General features: G+C 41.0%; 12 protein-coding genes. 10 read left to right on the top strand and 2 right to left on the bottom strand.

Features of this window, described 5'->3' with window-relative positions; all coding sequences use genetic code 11:
* Positions 1–154: 154 nt before the first annotated feature.
* On the top strand, positions 155–565 hold the full coding sequence (locus tag BM090_RS16330; protein ID WP_091516039.1) for an EVE domain-containing protein: 411 nt from the start codon (positions 155–157) through the stop codon (positions 563–565).
* Positions 566–571: 6 nt separating this feature from the next.
* On the opposite strand, the gene BM090_RS16325 is transcribed toward BM090_RS16330, so the two are convergent.
* Entirely contained in the window at positions 572–1,006 is a 435-nt protein-coding gene (locus BM090_RS16325) for a SufE family protein (RefSeq protein ID WP_091516035.1), read from the bottom strand.
* A 79-nt stretch (positions 1,007–1,085) separates the two neighbouring features.
* Positions 1,086–1,592, bottom strand: coding sequence for a hypothetical protein (locus BM090_RS16320; RefSeq protein ID WP_091516031.1), 507 nt, complete (start codon positions 1,590–1,592; stop codon positions 1,086–1,088).
* A 173-nt stretch (positions 1,593–1,765) separates the two neighbouring features.
* On the opposite strand from BM090_RS16320, the gene BM090_RS16315 reads away from it, so the two are divergent.
* From BM090_RS16315 to lepB, 9 genes are all read left to right on the top strand, one after another.
* The gene (locus BM090_RS16315; RefSeq protein ID WP_091516027.1) at positions 1,766–5,062 is read left to right on the top strand and encodes a two-component regulator propeller domain-containing protein; all 3,297 of its coding nucleotides are present in this window, start codon (positions 1,766–1,768) and stop codon (positions 5,060–5,062) included.
* A gap of 33 nt (positions 5,063–5,095) precedes the next feature.
* Complete coding sequence (locus BM090_RS16310) at positions 5,096–5,686, top strand: HD domain-containing protein (protein ID WP_091516024.1); 591 nt, start codon at positions 5,096–5,098, stop codon at positions 5,684–5,686.
* Between the two features lie 79 nt (positions 5,687–5,765).
* Positions 5,766–7,127: a cyclic nucleotide-binding domain-containing protein gene (locus BM090_RS16305; protein ID WP_091516017.1), complete on the top strand. Its 1,362-nt coding sequence runs from the start codon at positions 5,766–5,768 to the stop codon at positions 7,125–7,127.
* 153 nt (positions 7,128–7,280) lie between these two features.
* Positions 7,281–9,713: a polysaccharide biosynthesis tyrosine autokinase gene (locus BM090_RS16300; RefSeq protein WP_177199982.1), complete on the top strand. Its 2,433-nt coding sequence runs from the start codon at positions 7,281–7,283 to the stop codon at positions 9,711–9,713.
* Positions 9,714–9,722: 9 nt separating this feature from the next.
* Positions 9,723–10,973 (top strand): nucleotide sugar dehydrogenase, encoded by a 1,251-nt coding sequence (locus tag BM090_RS16295; protein WP_091516010.1) that lies wholly within the window; start codon positions 9,723–9,725, stop codon positions 10,971–10,973.
* 6 nt (positions 10,974–10,979) lie between these two features.
* On the top strand, positions 10,980–12,008 hold the full coding sequence (locus BM090_RS16290) for an NAD-dependent epimerase (protein WP_091516006.1): 1,029 nt from the start codon (positions 10,980–10,982) through the stop codon (positions 12,006–12,008).
* Between the two features lie 85 nt (positions 12,009–12,093).
* Positions 12,094–12,975 carry an N-acetylneuraminate synthase family protein gene (locus BM090_RS16285; RefSeq protein ID WP_091516003.1) on the top strand — a complete coding sequence of 294 codons (882 nt, stop codon included), beginning with the start codon at positions 12,094–12,096 and terminating at the stop codon, positions 12,973–12,975.
* A 186-nt stretch (positions 12,976–13,161) separates the two neighbouring features.
* The gene (locus BM090_RS16280; RefSeq protein WP_091516001.1) at positions 13,162–13,617 is read left to right on the top strand and encodes a GatB/YqeY domain-containing protein; all 456 of its coding nucleotides are present in this window, start codon (positions 13,162–13,164) and stop codon (positions 13,615–13,617) included.
* A 204-nt stretch (positions 13,618–13,821) separates the two neighbouring features.
* A complete protein-coding gene (gene lepB / locus BM090_RS16275) occupies positions 13,822–14,922 on the top strand; it encodes a signal peptidase I (RefSeq protein WP_091515998.1) in 1,101 nt (366 codons plus the stop codon).
* Positions 14,923–15,157 lie beyond the last annotated feature (235 nt).

Genomic DNA, 15,157 nt, shown 5'->3' with positions numbered 1-15,157 from the left:
AAGACTTAGACTGCCCAGAGGGTTATTAGTCAAATTCTTAGCTTTATTTTTTACGAAAAAATATTTTTAACAAGATAAGTTCCTGATTTCCATCTTGGAGGGCAATGTTTTTTGCTTTAATATTGGCTGAGTTTTAATAGTAATTTTACAAGAAATGAACTACTGGATTATAAAATCAGAGCCGCACAAATATGCGTGGGAAAAGTTTTTGATAGATGGCCGCACGCATTGGGACGGTGTGCGCAACTATCAGGCTCGTAATAATTTACAAGCCATGCGTGAAGGAGATTTGGCTTTGTTTTATCACAGTAACGAAGGCAAAGAAATCGTGGGCGTGGCCAAAGTGGTGCGCGAAGCCTATCCCGACACGTCCAGCACCGAGCCGCAATGGGTGATGGTGGATTTTGCGCCAGTGGAAACTTTGCCCAAGCCCGTAACATTGGCGGCTATCAAAGCAAACCCTGATTTGCAAAATATAGGCTTGCTCCGACAGTCGCGTTTGTCTGTGATTGCCCTCAAACCCGAAGAATTTGATAAACTTTTGTTGATGGCGCACACTGATTAATCAATGTTAGCCTGCTTGTTGTTGCTGGGCAGCGTAAGCGATGGCATAAAGTTTCATTTGCTTCATCATGGAAGCCAAACCGTTGGAACGTTGCGTGCCGATTACGTTGCTCATGCCTATTTTTTCGATAAAATAAAGGTCTGCGTTAGCGATTTGTGCAGGTTTTTGACCAGACAAAACTCTCACTAACAGGCTGATAAGTCCTTTGGTTACGCCCGTGTTGCTGTCGGCCAAAAACACGACGTTGCCGTCTTGGAATTGGCTGTGCAGCCACACTTTGGACATACAGCCTTTGATGAGATTGTCGTCGGTTTGGTATTGTTCGGGCAATGGTGCGAGTTTGTGGCCAAGCTCCATGATGTAATCCACCATCATTTCGCGGTCGCCGCCCAACACCTCAAATTCTTCTATGATTTGATTTTGTATTTCGTTGATAGTCATTGAGTTGATTCTGTTAAATCAAAAATAAATTGTACGTCGGCAAATATAGGATTTGTTGAGAGAAAAGTCCTGACTCTTTTTATTCAAAAATCACACTTTCGGGACGTACCAACACTATTTCTTCCAGCAATTCGTACCCCTTGCGCGTGGACGTGAGCAAGTGGCTGCATTGTGCAGCGCGGCAGGCATGAAGCAAAAAATAATCTTCCATATCCAAATCCAGTTCCGTGTTGGGTGTGGTTTGCACCTGCCAAAGCACTTGTTCGATGTCGGGCAAAGTAATGTCTATCATGTTGTAGTTGTTGCGCAAATACAATAGTTCTTGTTTGGCTAGCTCGTTGGGTACGAACAAATCGGCCAGCAAAGACGCTACCCGCAAAAACATATAAGTAGGGATAAATACTTGAATACCATCTATTTTACTCAACTCTTCTAATGTTTGATGTACTTTTTGGCGGTATAATTCGATTTGTGCTTGTCTTTCGGGTACTACGCGCCCCATTCCGAAGTCTGGTTGGCGATAAAAAAAGTCATTTATCAGTACGTTGGCATCGGCCATAAGACGTGTGTTACGTTCAATTTTCATTATGTTCTTTAATTTTCTCTTGAAAAAAATGTATTATTGCAAAAAACTATATTTTTATTTCCAAAAAGGCCTGAAGGTTGTATTATTTTAGGCTTTTTTTAACGAAACTTGAATCTAAGTTACCATTCTATATACTCACACGTGCAGTTTGCATTGATTTTATTTATTGAACAATGAGAAAATTCTCCAACATACTTTTTTATTTTTTGGTTTGCTTGTTGGTTTTGGCAAGCCCACGTCTTCATGCACAATACAACAACATTACTTTTAAAAATATAAGTGTTCCGCAAGGTTTATCGAACAAAAATGTGCTTTGCGCATTGCAAGATAGCAAAGGATATATGTGGTTTGGTACAAAAGATGGCCTGAATCGTTATGACGGCTATCGTTTTAAAACCTACCGCCACAATCTGAAAGATTCTACGGGAAGTATGGGTTCGCTTTCCAGTAATCACGTTATTGCCTTGTATGAGGACAAAGCGGGATTTATTTGGGTTGGTACTTTTGATGGTGGTTTGTGCCGCTATGACCGCCTAACCGAAAAATTTACGATTTACAAGAACAATCCGCGCGACCCGCAATCCATTAGCACCAACAATGCTTATGCTATCTCAGCAGATGCCAGCGGTAATATTTGGGTTGGTACGTTTGGCGGTGGTTTGTGCAAACTGAATCCCGGTACGGGCAAGTTTAAAAATTATGTAGCCACGCCTTCAAATCCTAATGGCTTGAGTAACAACTCTGTTTTTGCTATTCTTGCAGACAAAAACGGGATTTTATGGCTGGGAACGTATGGCGGCGGTTTGTGTCGCTTTGACCCCGCGAAAGAAACATTTAAAAGCTATAAAGTAGCATCAGGCAACCGTAACGGTATCAGCAGCAACGATGTTTGGGACGTGTTTGAAGACAAAAATGGTACGCTTTGGCTTGGCACGTATGGCGGCGGCTTGTGTCGTTTTGATAAAAATACAGAACGCTTTAAGACGTATCGCCGCGACACACTCAATGAGCAATCGCTTAGTAGTGATTATGTGCTTTCGGTGCAGGAAGATGCTTTGGGTAAATTGTGGGTGGCTACCAAAGGCGGCGGCCTGAATCTTTTTGACAAACAAAAAGAACGCTTTTTGGCCTATAAAAATGACCCTGCCGACATCAACAGTTTGCCGTTTGATGACCTCAATAAAATTTATTCGGATAAGTCGGGGCTAATGTGGATTGCCACCGACGGCAAAGGTATTAGCCGTTTCGAGACCCGCACGTTGCAGTTTACTACCTTTGTGAGTGATAGCAAATACGCCGCAGGTTTTACGGCGGGGGCAGTTAATGCCATGTACGAAGACCGTAACCATGACCTTTGGATAGGAACGTTTAGCGACGGACTTTATAAATATGACCGCAACCGCGACCAATTTACGTCGTATGTAGTTGATTCTATGGGAATAAACAATGGCGTTTCCTCTATTGCGGAAGATGCGTCGGGGGCTTTGTGGATTGGTACGGCTGAAAATGGGTTGGCGCGTTTGAACCGCAGTACGAGTCGTTTCACGTATTATACCCAAGATTTTGCAAACCCCAACAGCATCAGCAGCAATTCCATCGAAACTATTTTCAAATCCCGTAATGGAACCATGTGGATTGGCACGTATGGCGGCGGTTTGTGTCGTTTTGATGCCAATAGCGGAAATTTTACAAGCTACCAAAACAATCCTAAAAATGCTAAGACATTGAGCAGTAATGCTGTAAAGGTTATTTTTGAAGCAAAAAATGGTACGATGTGGATTGGTACACGCGATGCGGGGCTTTGTCGTTTCAATCCCCGAACAGGTATTTTTCATACCTACAAAAACAATCCGAAAGCGGCGAACAGTTTGCCCAACAATTCAATTTCGGCCATTACCGAAACGCACGATGGCTCGTTGTGGGTGGCCACGATTGGCGGCGGTATTGCCAAACTTGATGCGAAAGCCGATACATTTACGGTTTATAACACAGCTAAAGGCTTGGTAAGTAATGATATTACGGGCATGGTAGAAGCCGATAATATGCTTTGGATTAGCACTTCTAACAAAGGATTGGTTCGCTTCGATTTGAATGCTTCTACTTTCCGCAACTTCGATACGGATGACGGACTTTTTAACAACGAATTTATTCAAGGTGCATTTTTCAAAAGCGAAAATAAAAGACTGTATTTCGGCGGAACAAATGGTTTTGTGCAATTCTTGCCTTCGCAGGTAATGGACAATACTTATATGCCTCCCGTTTGGCTTACTTCGTTTGTTATTTTCAATAATGACACGCTTTATAGAGGCCAGAAGTTGGCTGACATGAAGGAAATCGAACTCAAGGCCGCGCAAAACGTATTCAATTTTGAATTTGTGATGCTCAGTTATTTAGCCCCCGAACGCAACGAATATATGTGTATGATGGAGGGCTTCGATAAGGATTGGGTGCCGTTGAATAATTTGCGTTTCAAATCTTATACGAACTTGGATGCGGGTACTTACACGTTTCGGGTGAAGGCCGCAGACCGCGACGGCAACTGGAATGACGTAGGTACGTCTATCACATTGGTGATTCATCCTGCTTGGTATAATACTTGGTGGGCGAGACTTATGGCGGTGTTGCTGGTTATCGGTATAAGTTTGTCGTATTACCGCAACCGAATCAAAACCATTGAGCGGCAAAAAGCGATTTTGGAACAACAGGTAGCCGAACGAACTGCCGAGTTGGTGGAGCAGAAAAAAGAAGTAGAGTTGCAAAAAGACAAGTCTGATAAATTATTGCTCAATATTTTGCCAGAAGCGACGGCCAATGAACTAAAGGAAAAAGGTTCGGCCACGCCGCAGCATTACGGCATTGCTTCGGTGTTGTTCACGGACTTTAAAGGCTTTACGAATTTGGCCGAGAAAATGACCCCAGAACAATTGATTGGCGAGCTGGATAATTGCTTTGTAGCTTTTGATGATATTATTGTTCGCAATAATTTGGAGAAAATCAAAACCATTGGTGATGCGTATATGTGCGCGGGAGGTATTCCGCTACCCAACCCAACCAACCCTTTGAATGCTGTAATGGCAGGGCTTGAAATTCAGCAATTTATGCAAAAAACGCGCGAGCAAAAAGCCAAACAAGGCCAAAGCTACTGGGAGTTGCGTTTGGGTATCCATACAGGACCGATTGTGGCGGGTGTAGTTGGTAAAAAGAAGTTTGCTTACGATATATGGGGCGATACGGTGAATACGGCCAGCCGTATGGAGTCGAGTGGGGAAGTAGGTAAAGTCAATATTTCGGGCGATACGTACGTACAAGTAAACGAATATTTTGAATGTGTGTATCGTGGTAAAATTCCTGCCAAAAATAAAGGCGACATTGATATGTACTTCGTTACGCGCATCAAAGCGGCTTATGCGGCAGATGCCAACGGTTTTGAACCAAACGAAGCCTTCAAAAAGATATTAAACAGAAAGTAATACAAGCACAACGACCCCTAATCTTTTGAGTTTATGGATTTCTTATCAGCAAAAGAATATGCCTTAAAACGATTGCAAAATGAGCTGCCCAGTAATTTATACTACCATGGTTTGCATCATACCAAAGACGTTTGTAATGTAGCAGAGCATTTAGCGCAATTGGAAAAGGTAAAAGAAGAAGACCTTGCGTTGTTGCGCACGGCGGCATGGTTTCATGACATGGGATTTATTACCCAATATGCTAAAAATGAACCAGTTGCCGCAGATTTTGCCCGCGAAGTATTGCCTTCTTTTGGTTATTCGCCTGAGCAAGTAGAGGTTGTGGCGAACTGCATTTTGGCCACTGCCGTACCACAACAACCCAAAACATTGCTTGAAGAAATTCTTTGCGATGCCGATCTGGACTATTTGGGTCGCGATGATTTTTATATGATAGCGCAGAGCTTGCGGCGCGAGTGGCTGGACAATGGTCTGTTTACCAAATCGCTGAAAAGTTGGTATGAAGTGCAATACAAGTTTTTGTCTGCACACCAGTATCATACGCCTTCTGCCATTAAATTACGCCAACCAACTAAACTATTGCATTTGGCCGAACTCAAAGAATTGTTGGGATTGGATGTCTAACAAAATAGGGGCTTGTTAGTGGTTGCTTACAAAAACGTACACTCTTAAATAATTGTCTGTTATAATTGATACCTGAGATATGATACTCATTGCCGATAAAATTAATATGCTACGAGGAGTAGAACTGTTTTCGGATACACCCGAAACAGTGTTAGAGGCTTTGGCTCATGCGTTGAAAGAGATAGAAATTGCCCCAAACGAAAATATTATTCGCAAGGGCGACCAAGGCAACTGTATGTATATCATTTATAACGGTTTGGTAAAAGTACATGATGGCGAACATACCATTGCGCATGTGGGCAATAGTAAAATTTTTGGTGAATTAGCATTGCTGAATCCTGAACCGCGTTCAGCTTCGGTAACCGCCGTAGAAACTACCATGCTATTGCGTTTGGACCAAGATGACTTTTATCGCATCATGGCCGACCGCATAGAGGTTACCAAAGGCCTGATTCGCTTGCTGATTAGTCGTATCAAAAATCAAAATAATTCGATTATTGAAAGCCTCAAGCAGCGCGAAGCGCAATTGGTGGCTTTGGTGGAAGAGCGTACTGCTGATTTGAGGGAAGAAAAACTCAAATTGCAGTTGGCTTATGAGGAAATTTCGGCGCAAAACGAAAACTTGGAAAAGGCTTATGAAGAAATCAATAAGCAAAAAGACGAGTTGCAGGAAAAAACGCGCAATATTACCAGCAGCATTAATTACGCAAAGCGTATTCAAGACTCCATTTTGCCTTCTTTGGAGGTAATTCAGCAATATTTGCCAAATTCTTTTGTGCTGTTCAAACCACGCGACACGGTAAGTGGCGATTTTTATTGGTTTATGCATAAAGAAGACATGACATGGATTGCGGCAGTGGATTGTACGGGACATGGTGTGCCAGGTGCTTTTATGTCTATGATTGGTAATACCTTGCTCAACCAGATTGTAAACGAGAAGCAACACATCACGCCAGCCGAAGTGTTGCGCAAACTGCATATCGGGGTACGTAAAGCCCTAAAACAAGACCAAGCGGACAGTAAAAATCGTGATGGTATGGACATCGCTTTATGTTGTGTGGACACCAAAAAACAACAAATTTTGTACGCAGGTGCAAACAGACCTTTGTTGTTAATCCAAAATAATGAGCTGCAGGAGTATAAAGCTGACAAACATTCGATTGGTGGCCTACAAATGGAAGATGAACGATTGTTTACCGATGTTATTTTGCCAATAGAGCCACATACTTACATTTATTTATTTTCAGATGGTTATGTGGATCAGTTTGGCGGAAAAGACAATCGGAAGTTTATGTCTAAAAAATTTAAGGAGTTAGTAATGCTTGTTCATCAGCGAGCTTTTGATGAACAATGTGCTATTTTTGACCAAACAATAGAGCAATGGAAAGAGGGTTACTCTCAAATAGATGACATTATGGTTATTGGTTTTCGTGTTGCTTAAATGTTTTTTTTGGTTACTTTTTTAGATTAAATCTGATTTAGCCCAAACATTAGCGAGTAAATATCTTCTTTTCTGAGAGCTTTTATTTATAAAATTTTAATTATTTTTTTTAAAGTGCTATAATTGCACCCCAAATCAACATTCAATAAACCAGTGAGTACATTTCAACAACAAGAAGACGAAGGCTTTGATTTTAAAGCTCTATTATTTAAAATCTATGACATATGGTATTATGTGTTGTTTTCTGTGCTAATAGCACTAGTAGCTTCTTACATATATAATAAATACCTCGTTCCAACTTATTCAGTAAGTACGAGTGTGATGTTCAAGAGCCAGCAGAAACGCAGCTTTGATTTAGAGGCACTGATAGATGAAGAAGGTATTTCTTTAGGTGGCGGGGGCGGTATGGATAATGAACTAGCTAAATTAACATCTGCTCAAATGGTAGAGCAGGTGATTGATTCGCTCAAGTTAAATGTGTCGTATTTTGCTCAAGGCCAATTAAGTAGGTTAGAATTGTATAAAGATGCTCCTTATGTAGTTACCACTGATTTTGAGCAAATTCCGAGTGTGCTCGTAAATAAACTGTTGTACTATGAGCCTGTTTCTAACAACGAGTATTTGCTTGTTGATAGTGAGAACTTAGTATTTAATCATATCACCAGCACATTTGTAGAAAGAGAGACATTGCCTAAAAATCAGGCAATGTTTTTGGGGCATAAATATGCTATGGATAGCTCTTTTCTGCTTATTCAGCCAAATTTAGTGGTTCCTAAACAATTGGGAGAAAAGACCCGTAATTGCTTTATTATTCATGATAAAGTAAAACTTTCAGAAAAAATTGCCGCTACTTTGCTAATTGAAAGAACTAAAAAGGGCGGTAATTTGATCAATATATCAATTAAAGGGCCTCATATTCAAAAAATAGTTGACATTATAAATACGCTTATGGCTATCTATGCGGTCAATGATATGAGAGAGCGCAATTTATCTTTGTCTAATACTGTCAATTTTATTGATGATCAACTAGCTCAGGTCTCAACTATTTTGAAATCTACGGAAGGCGAATTGGACGGTTTTCGGAAATTCAATAAATCTATGAGTGTATCACAGATGAGTGCTGAAGCTTTTTCTGAGTTAAAGGGATTTGATAAGGAAAAAGAGCATTTAAAGACAAGGCAGCAGTATTATTTGTATCTAAAAAAATACCTTTCGGGTAATAACCCTATTGATCAAATAGTAGCTCCTGCAATGTTGGGGATTGATGAGCCTCTCATGACAAACTTAATCAATGAGTTGTTGAGTGTTTCTTCAAAACTTAGGGAAAAAAAGTTTTATCAAAATGATGATAACAAGCCGATTATTTCATACAAACAAAAGATAGTTTTTTTAAGGCAACAAATATTAGAAGTAGTTGAGAATGACCTTAGAATGCTCAGCTTGCAGTTACATAATGCAGATGAGAATTATAAGGAAGCCGAATCTCAAATCTTGTCTTTACCAGATAAAGAAAGGCAACAGTTGAGTATAGAGCGACGCTTGAAAATCAACGATAATATTTACACTTTTTTACTTCAAAAAAGAACAGAAATCGGCATGACCAAAGCTGGTACTACGCCTAACGTGAATGTTATCAGTACCGCTAAGCCTCAAAATGCAACTATTGTTGGTATGCAAAAAGTACAGATTTATGCCATTGCTGCTTTAGCGGGTTTACTTTTCCCGATTGTAGTTGTGGTACTGATGATGCTATTGAATGATAAGTTACAAAGCAAAAAAGATGTGGAGCGAATTTCGCGTATCCCTATTTTGGGGCTGATTGGCCACAATACACGCGGTGATTATCTGGTGGTGAATGATAATCCCAAGTCTGTTATCACAGAGGCATTTCGTTCTATACGCCTGAATTTGACCTATTTTGCTCCTGACAAAAAACATAAAGTAATAGGAGTAACCTCCTCGGTTAGTGGGGAAGGTAAAACATTCTTGTCTATGAACTTGGGAGCGGTGTTTGCTCTGGCGGGAAAAAAGACGGTTGTCATTATGGCGGATTTGCGTAAGCCTAAGTATGAAGTAGAATTGGGTCTTGATTTATCAAAAGGGTTGAGCACTTATTTGACAGGGCAGTCAACTTACGACGAATCGGTACAGATTACGAAATTCAGTAACTTATATGTACTGCCTGCTGGGCCTATTCCTCCTAACCCGGCCGAAACATTAGGACTGCCCGCGATGGAAGAGCTAATTAATCGCCTTCGTGAAGATTACGAATGCGTTATTATAGATACTCCGCCACTTGGCTTGTTAGCTGACTGGTTTATTCTTAGTCCGTTTATTGACGCGGGTGTTTATATTGTTCGACATAATTATACACGTAAATCATTTTTGAAAAAGATTAATGAGTTGTACGTGGAGAAAAAAGTCAAAAATATCAGTATTGTAATTAATGATATTGGTAAGAAAATGGCTGGTTACGGCTATGGATATACAAGTTATGGTTATGATTATGGTTATAGCTATTTTGAAAAACCAGCAACTTGGTATCAAAAATTATTTGGTTTGTTTAGCAAAAAAAGAAAAAAATAAATTACAACAATGACTAAAATCGCCATTATTGGATTAGGGTATGTTGGTTTGCCGTTGGCTGTAGAGTTTGGCAAAAAATACAAAGTGGTTGGATTTGATATCAATCACGAACGTATAGAGGAGTTAAGCAAAGGCTATGATCGCACGCTAGAGGTAGAAAAAAATGAGCTGCTTTCTTCGGCTAATTTGAGTTTTGCGAGCAATCCTGATGCCATAACTGATGCAAATGTATATATTGTAACTGTACCTACGCCCATAGATAAACACAAAAGCCCTGACCTTACGCCACTTATTAAGGCGAGTGAAACAGTAGGCAAAGTGTTGAGCAAAGGTGATATTGTAATTTATGAATCAACGGTTTATCCAGGTTGTACAGAAGAAGATTGCGTGCCTGTATTGGAGAAATTTAGCGGCTTGAAATTCAATGTTGATTTCTTTTGCGGCTATTCTCCCGAACGCATCAACCCAGGCGACAAAGTAAATACTTTGGTGAAAATCAAGAAAGTAACCAGCGGTAGTACACCAGAAGTAGCCCAGAAAGTAGATGAACTTTACAAGTCTATTATTCAGGCAGGAACGCACCTTGCGCCTAATATGCGCGTAGCGGAGGCTTCTAAAGCCATCGAAAATGCACAACGCGACGTAAATATTTCGTTTGTAAACGAACTTGCTTTGATTTTTGACCGCTTGGGCATTGATACCACAGCAGTTTTGGAGGCGGCAGCTACCAAATGGAATTTCTTGAAATTCAAACCAGGTTTGGTGGGCGGCCACTGCATTGGTGTTGACCCGTATTATTTGGCGCATAAAGCCGAAAGCGTTGGTTATCACCCTGCTGTAATCCTTTCGGGTCGTCGTGTGAATGACTACATGGGGCGTTTTGTGGCGCAAAAAATGATTAAATTAATGACTCACCAAGACATTAAAGTAAAAAATGCTCGCGTGTTGGTGTTAGGCATTACGTTTAAAGAAAATTGTCCAGATGTTCGCAACACGAAAGTGGTGGATATTATCCAAGAGCTTGAAGAATTTGGCGTAATCGTGGATACTTATGACCCTTGGGCTGATGCGGAGTCGGTACATGAAGAGTATGGCGTAAACTTGGTGGCTGCGCCTTCTGGTCAGTATGATGGTATAGTTTTGGCTGTATCGCATCATCAGTTTGCCGAAATGGATTTAACAGCCTATAAAAAACCAGAGTGCGTCGTATTCGATACGAAGGCCATATTGCCTCAAGAGTTGGTAGATGCAAGACTGTAAGCAGTTATGACAAAAATATTCTTAACAGGGATTGCAGGGTTTATTGGCTCTCACTTGGCGCATAAGCTCCTGCAATCTGCTGTCAGTATTGTGGGTTTTGATAATATTAATGATTACTATGACCCACGTCTTAAATATGCTCGTTTGGCCGAATTGGGCATAGACGGGGCGGAAAGTCTGGAAGATGGTAGCGTGATACAAAGTTCAAAATATCCTTCGTTGCGCTTTGTGAAAGGCAATTTGGAAGATAAAACACTGATAGACAATCTTTTTCAAACCGAAAAATTTGAAGCTGTTGTGCATTTGGCGGCACAAGCTGGTGTGCGTTATTCTATCCAAAATCCTTATGCCTACATCAATAGCAACGTGATGGGCTTTATGAATATTTTGGAGGCTTGCCGACATAACCCCGTAAAACATTTGGTATTTGCCAGTAGTTCAAGTGTTTATGGTTTGGCTTCTAAAATCCCGTTCTCGGTACAAGATGCCACCGACACGCCTGTAAGCCTTTATGCGGCTACCAAAAAAGCCAACGAACTGATGGCGCATACTTATAGCCATTTGTATGGTGTGCCTGCTACTGGTTTGCGCTTTTTTACGGTTTATGGCCCTTGGGGCAGACCAGATATGGCGTATTTTAGCTTTACCAAAGACATTATTGAAGGTAAAACCATTGACGTATTTAACAATGGTAATATGCAACGTGATTTTACTTTCATCGACGATATTACCGACGGACTGCAACAAATTTTGGCCAAACCTCCCGTAAAAGAAGGTGTGCCCCCGTTTGCAGTTTATAATTTAGGTAATAATCAACCTGTTGCCTTAGGTACTTTCATTGAATCCATTGAAAATGCTTTAGGAAAAAAGGCGGAAAAACGCTTTTTGCCCATGCAAGCAGGCGATGTGGTGCGCACTTGGGCAGACATTGACCAAAGCACTCAAGATTTTGGTTATCAGCCCAAAGAACAAATACAGTCAGGTATCCAGAAATTCGTACAATGGTATCTGCAATATTACAAGCCTACCCTTTAATACCTAAAACTAATTTTGCTCTTTAAAGGTTAAATTATACTTTTGTAATATCATTCACCTAATTAGTTTTTTTATAATAAATCGTATGTTCGACTTTAACTACAAAGCCCCTAAAGTGATAGCTGAAATCGGTTGCAATCACATGGGCGAGTTTGAAATAGCATTGGAACTTATCAGAATGGCTAAAGAAGCAGGAGCAGACGTTGCCAAATTCCAAAAGCGCAATAACAAAGAATTGCTTACAGAGGAACAATACAATACACCACACCCAAATCCTTGGAACTCTTATGGCCCAACGTATGGCGAACACCGCGAATACTTGGAGTTCACCACAGAGCAGCACGGTGAATTAAAAAAATATTGTGAGTCTATCGGTGTTACTTACGCTACATCGGTGTGGGAAACTACTTCAGCACGCGAAATCGCATCGTTAGAGCCTGAGTTTATCAAAGTTCCTTCGGCTTGTAACAATCACTTCGAGATGTTGAAAGTGTTGCGCGACGAGTACAAAGGTGATGTTCACTTGTCTTTTGGTATGACTACGCAAGAAGAAGAAGAAGAAATCGTTCGTTTCTTCGAGGAAACTGGCGCGGCTAAAGGTCGTTTGGTTATCTACTCTTGTACGTCTGGTTACCCTGTGCCATTTAAAGATGTTTGTTTGTTGGAAATCAATCGTTTGTATGCAAAATACGGCGACCGCGTACAAGCTATCGGCTTCTCTGGCCACCACTTAGGCATTGGCATTGATATTGCCGCTTATACATTGGGTGCGCATTGGATCGAACGTCACTTCACCAAAGATCGTACTTGGAAAGGTACTGACCACGCTGCTTCTTTGGAGCAACCAGGTTTGCAAAAATTGATTCGCAATTTGCATCAGGCACATGAGTCTTTGCAATTCAAAAACCAAGAAATCTTGGCAATTGAGCAAGTGCAACGCGACAAACTGAAATATCGTACTCGCTAATTTGCTTGCTTTAACGATTTTGCAAAAACCTGATGCCGCCGTGTGTCAGGTTTTTGTGTTTTAGGAAAAATGGCTTGCTTGGGTTTGAAAAATCCGATTTTGCGTAATATGTTTGTACTTTACTGCAAAAATAAACCCAAGCGGTTTATTTTTATTTTAATTTAAAATTCAAAAAATAATTATATCATGGCTTTAAAACAGCAAATTGATGCCGACATTAAAGCAGCAATGTTGGCAAAAGACAAAGAAACATTGAGCGCGTTGCGTGCGATTAAATCACTTATTTTGTTAGCAGAAACCAAAGAAGGCGGTAACGGCGAACTTTCAGCTGCCGACGAACTTGGCCTTTTGACCAAAGCTGCCAAGCAACGCCGCGAATCTGCCGATATTTTTAAAACCCAAAACCGTGAAGACTTGGCGCAAGTAGAAATCGCACAATTGGCTGTAATTGAGCGTTATTTGCCAAAACAACTTTCTGCCGAAGAGCTAAAAGAGAAACTAACGGCCATCATCGCGCAAGTGGGTGCAAAAGCTCCTTCCGACATGGGCAAAGTAATGGGCGTAGCTTCCAAAGAATTGGCAGGCATGGCCGACGGTAAAGCGATTTCCGAAACAGTAAAAGCATTGTTAGCAAACGCATAATTTATTGATAAGTGCAGAGAAGTCCCGTAAATATCGTTTACGGGACTTTTTTGTATCGTTTTTTTACCTTTGGTTGGAGCTTATGGCCGTTTGTAACGTGCAATTTGTCCGTATAAAAGCCGTTGCTTAAATTGTAACAATATTTACGTACTTTTGGGCTTTGATTTAATATTGAAGCAGCTTTTTTATAACAAAATAAAACCCATGCAGTTATCTAATTCAGAAAAAACAAAAAAGGCCAAACCGCAAAAATCGCCTTTGCGCGAATGGGGCGACGCTATCGTATTTTCGGTGATTGCCGCGACCCTGATTCGTTGGTTGGCGGTGGAGGCTTACACGATTCCGACCTCTTCGATGGAAAAATCTTTGTTGGTTGGAGACTTTTTGTTTGTAAGTAAACTTCACTACGGCGCACGCACCCCCAAAACGCCATTGCAAATGCCACTGACGCACCAAACAATTTGGCTTACGAATATTCCGTCTTATACCGATGCGCTACAGTTGCCACAATTCCGCTTGCCTGGTTTTTCGGAAGTAAAAAATAACGATGTGGTGGTGTTTAACTGGCCAGCCGAAGAAGGCCATCCGTCTGACCTGAAAACCAATTATATAAAACGTTGTATCGGCATTGCGGGCGACACATTGGCCATTCGCGACCAACAAGTTTATATCAATGGCAATCCTGCGGCCAACCCGCCAAAAATGCAAAGTAGCTATTTGGTAAAATCGCAAGAGCCTCTTAATCAGCGTCTTTTCTTGCGCATGGGCGTAACCGACGACGTGCAAGAAGACGGACAAGGCACTTACCGCATACAAGGCACAGAAGAAACTGCACAGAAATTCAGAGAGTTGAGCTATGTGGAAAGCGTAACGAAGGAAATGTTTAAGCCTTCGGAAGTGGAACAAGGCATGACGGTTTATCCGCATTCGTCCAAATACCCTTGGAATGTGGACCAATGCGGCGCGTTATGGATTCCGAAAAAAGGCGTAACTATTCAGCTTACCGAAGAAAATATCACGAAATACGAGCCTGTGATTAGCCGTTACGAAGGCCACGACAAAGTAGAAGTACAGAACGGACAATTGGTAATAGACGGCCAAGCCGTGAAAGAATATACTTTCAAGCAAAATTATTACTTCATGATGGGCGACAACCGCCACAACTCTCTTGACTCGCGTTTTTGGGGTTTTGTGCCTGAAGACCACATCGTTGGGAAGGCGTGGCTCGTGTGGCTTTCGCTCGACCCGAACGGCGGCCTGATTGATAAAGTACGTTGGAACAGGTTATTTAGATTTATTGAATAACACTTTTAGTACAATTGATAAAAAACTTTAGCCCATCAACGCGAACCAAAAGCCTTGATGGGCTGTTTTTTCCCTACTATCTTTGTACCACTTTTTGCAAATAGTTAGAAAAAGAAAGGCGATTGCTAACAATTTTAATTACTTTTGCGCATATTTTTAGTGTTAAATATAACATAGCAAGGGGAAACTTGTTTTGTTTTAAGAAATTATAATAGTTCATCTAAACGAAAAGAAA

Source organism: Flexibacter flexilis DSM 6793 (assembly GCF_900112255.1).
Taxonomy (GTDB): Bacteria; Bacteroidota; Bacteroidia; order Cytophagales; family Flexibacteraceae; genus Flexibacter; species Flexibacter flexilis.
Note: the sequence above shows the minus strand (reverse complement) of the source record. Positions and strands in the feature narration are given on the sequence as shown.

Bases quoted from the DNA above. Each gene is read 5' to 3' on its own strand.
- BM090_RS16330 (WP_091516039.1), top strand. From the start codon at position 155: ATGAACTACTGGATTATAAAATCAGAGCCGCACAAATATGCGTGGGAA.
- BM090_RS16325 (WP_091516035.1), bottom strand. From the start codon at position 1,006: ATGACTATCAACGAAATACAAAATCAAATCATAGAAGAATTTGAGGTG.
- BM090_RS16320 (WP_091516031.1), bottom strand. From the start codon at position 1,592: ATGAAAATTGAACGTAACACACGTCTTATGGCCGATGCCAACGTACTG.
- BM090_RS16315 (WP_091516027.1), top strand. From the start codon at position 1,766: ATGAGAAAATTCTCCAACATACTTTTTTATTTTTTGGTTTGCTTGTTG.
- BM090_RS16310 (WP_091516024.1), top strand. From the start codon at position 5,096: ATGGATTTCTTATCAGCAAAAGAATATGCCTTAAAACGATTGCAAAAT.
- BM090_RS16305 (WP_091516017.1), top strand. From the start codon at position 5,766: ATGATACTCATTGCCGATAAAATTAATATGCTACGAGGAGTAGAACTG.
- BM090_RS16295 (WP_091516010.1), top strand. From the start codon at position 9,723: ATGACTAAAATCGCCATTATTGGATTAGGGTATGTTGGTTTGCCGTTG.
- BM090_RS16290 (WP_091516006.1), top strand. From the start codon at position 10,980: ATGACAAAAATATTCTTAACAGGGATTGCAGGGTTTATTGGCTCTCAC.
- BM090_RS16285 (WP_091516003.1), top strand. From the start codon at position 12,094: ATGTTCGACTTTAACTACAAAGCCCCTAAAGTGATAGCTGAAATCGGT.
- BM090_RS16280 (WP_091516001.1), top strand. From the start codon at position 13,162: ATGGCTTTAAAACAGCAAATTGATGCCGACATTAAAGCAGCAATGTTG.
- lepB (WP_091515998.1), top strand. From the start codon at position 13,822: ATGCAGTTATCTAATTCAGAAAAAACAAAAAAGGCCAAACCGCAAAAA.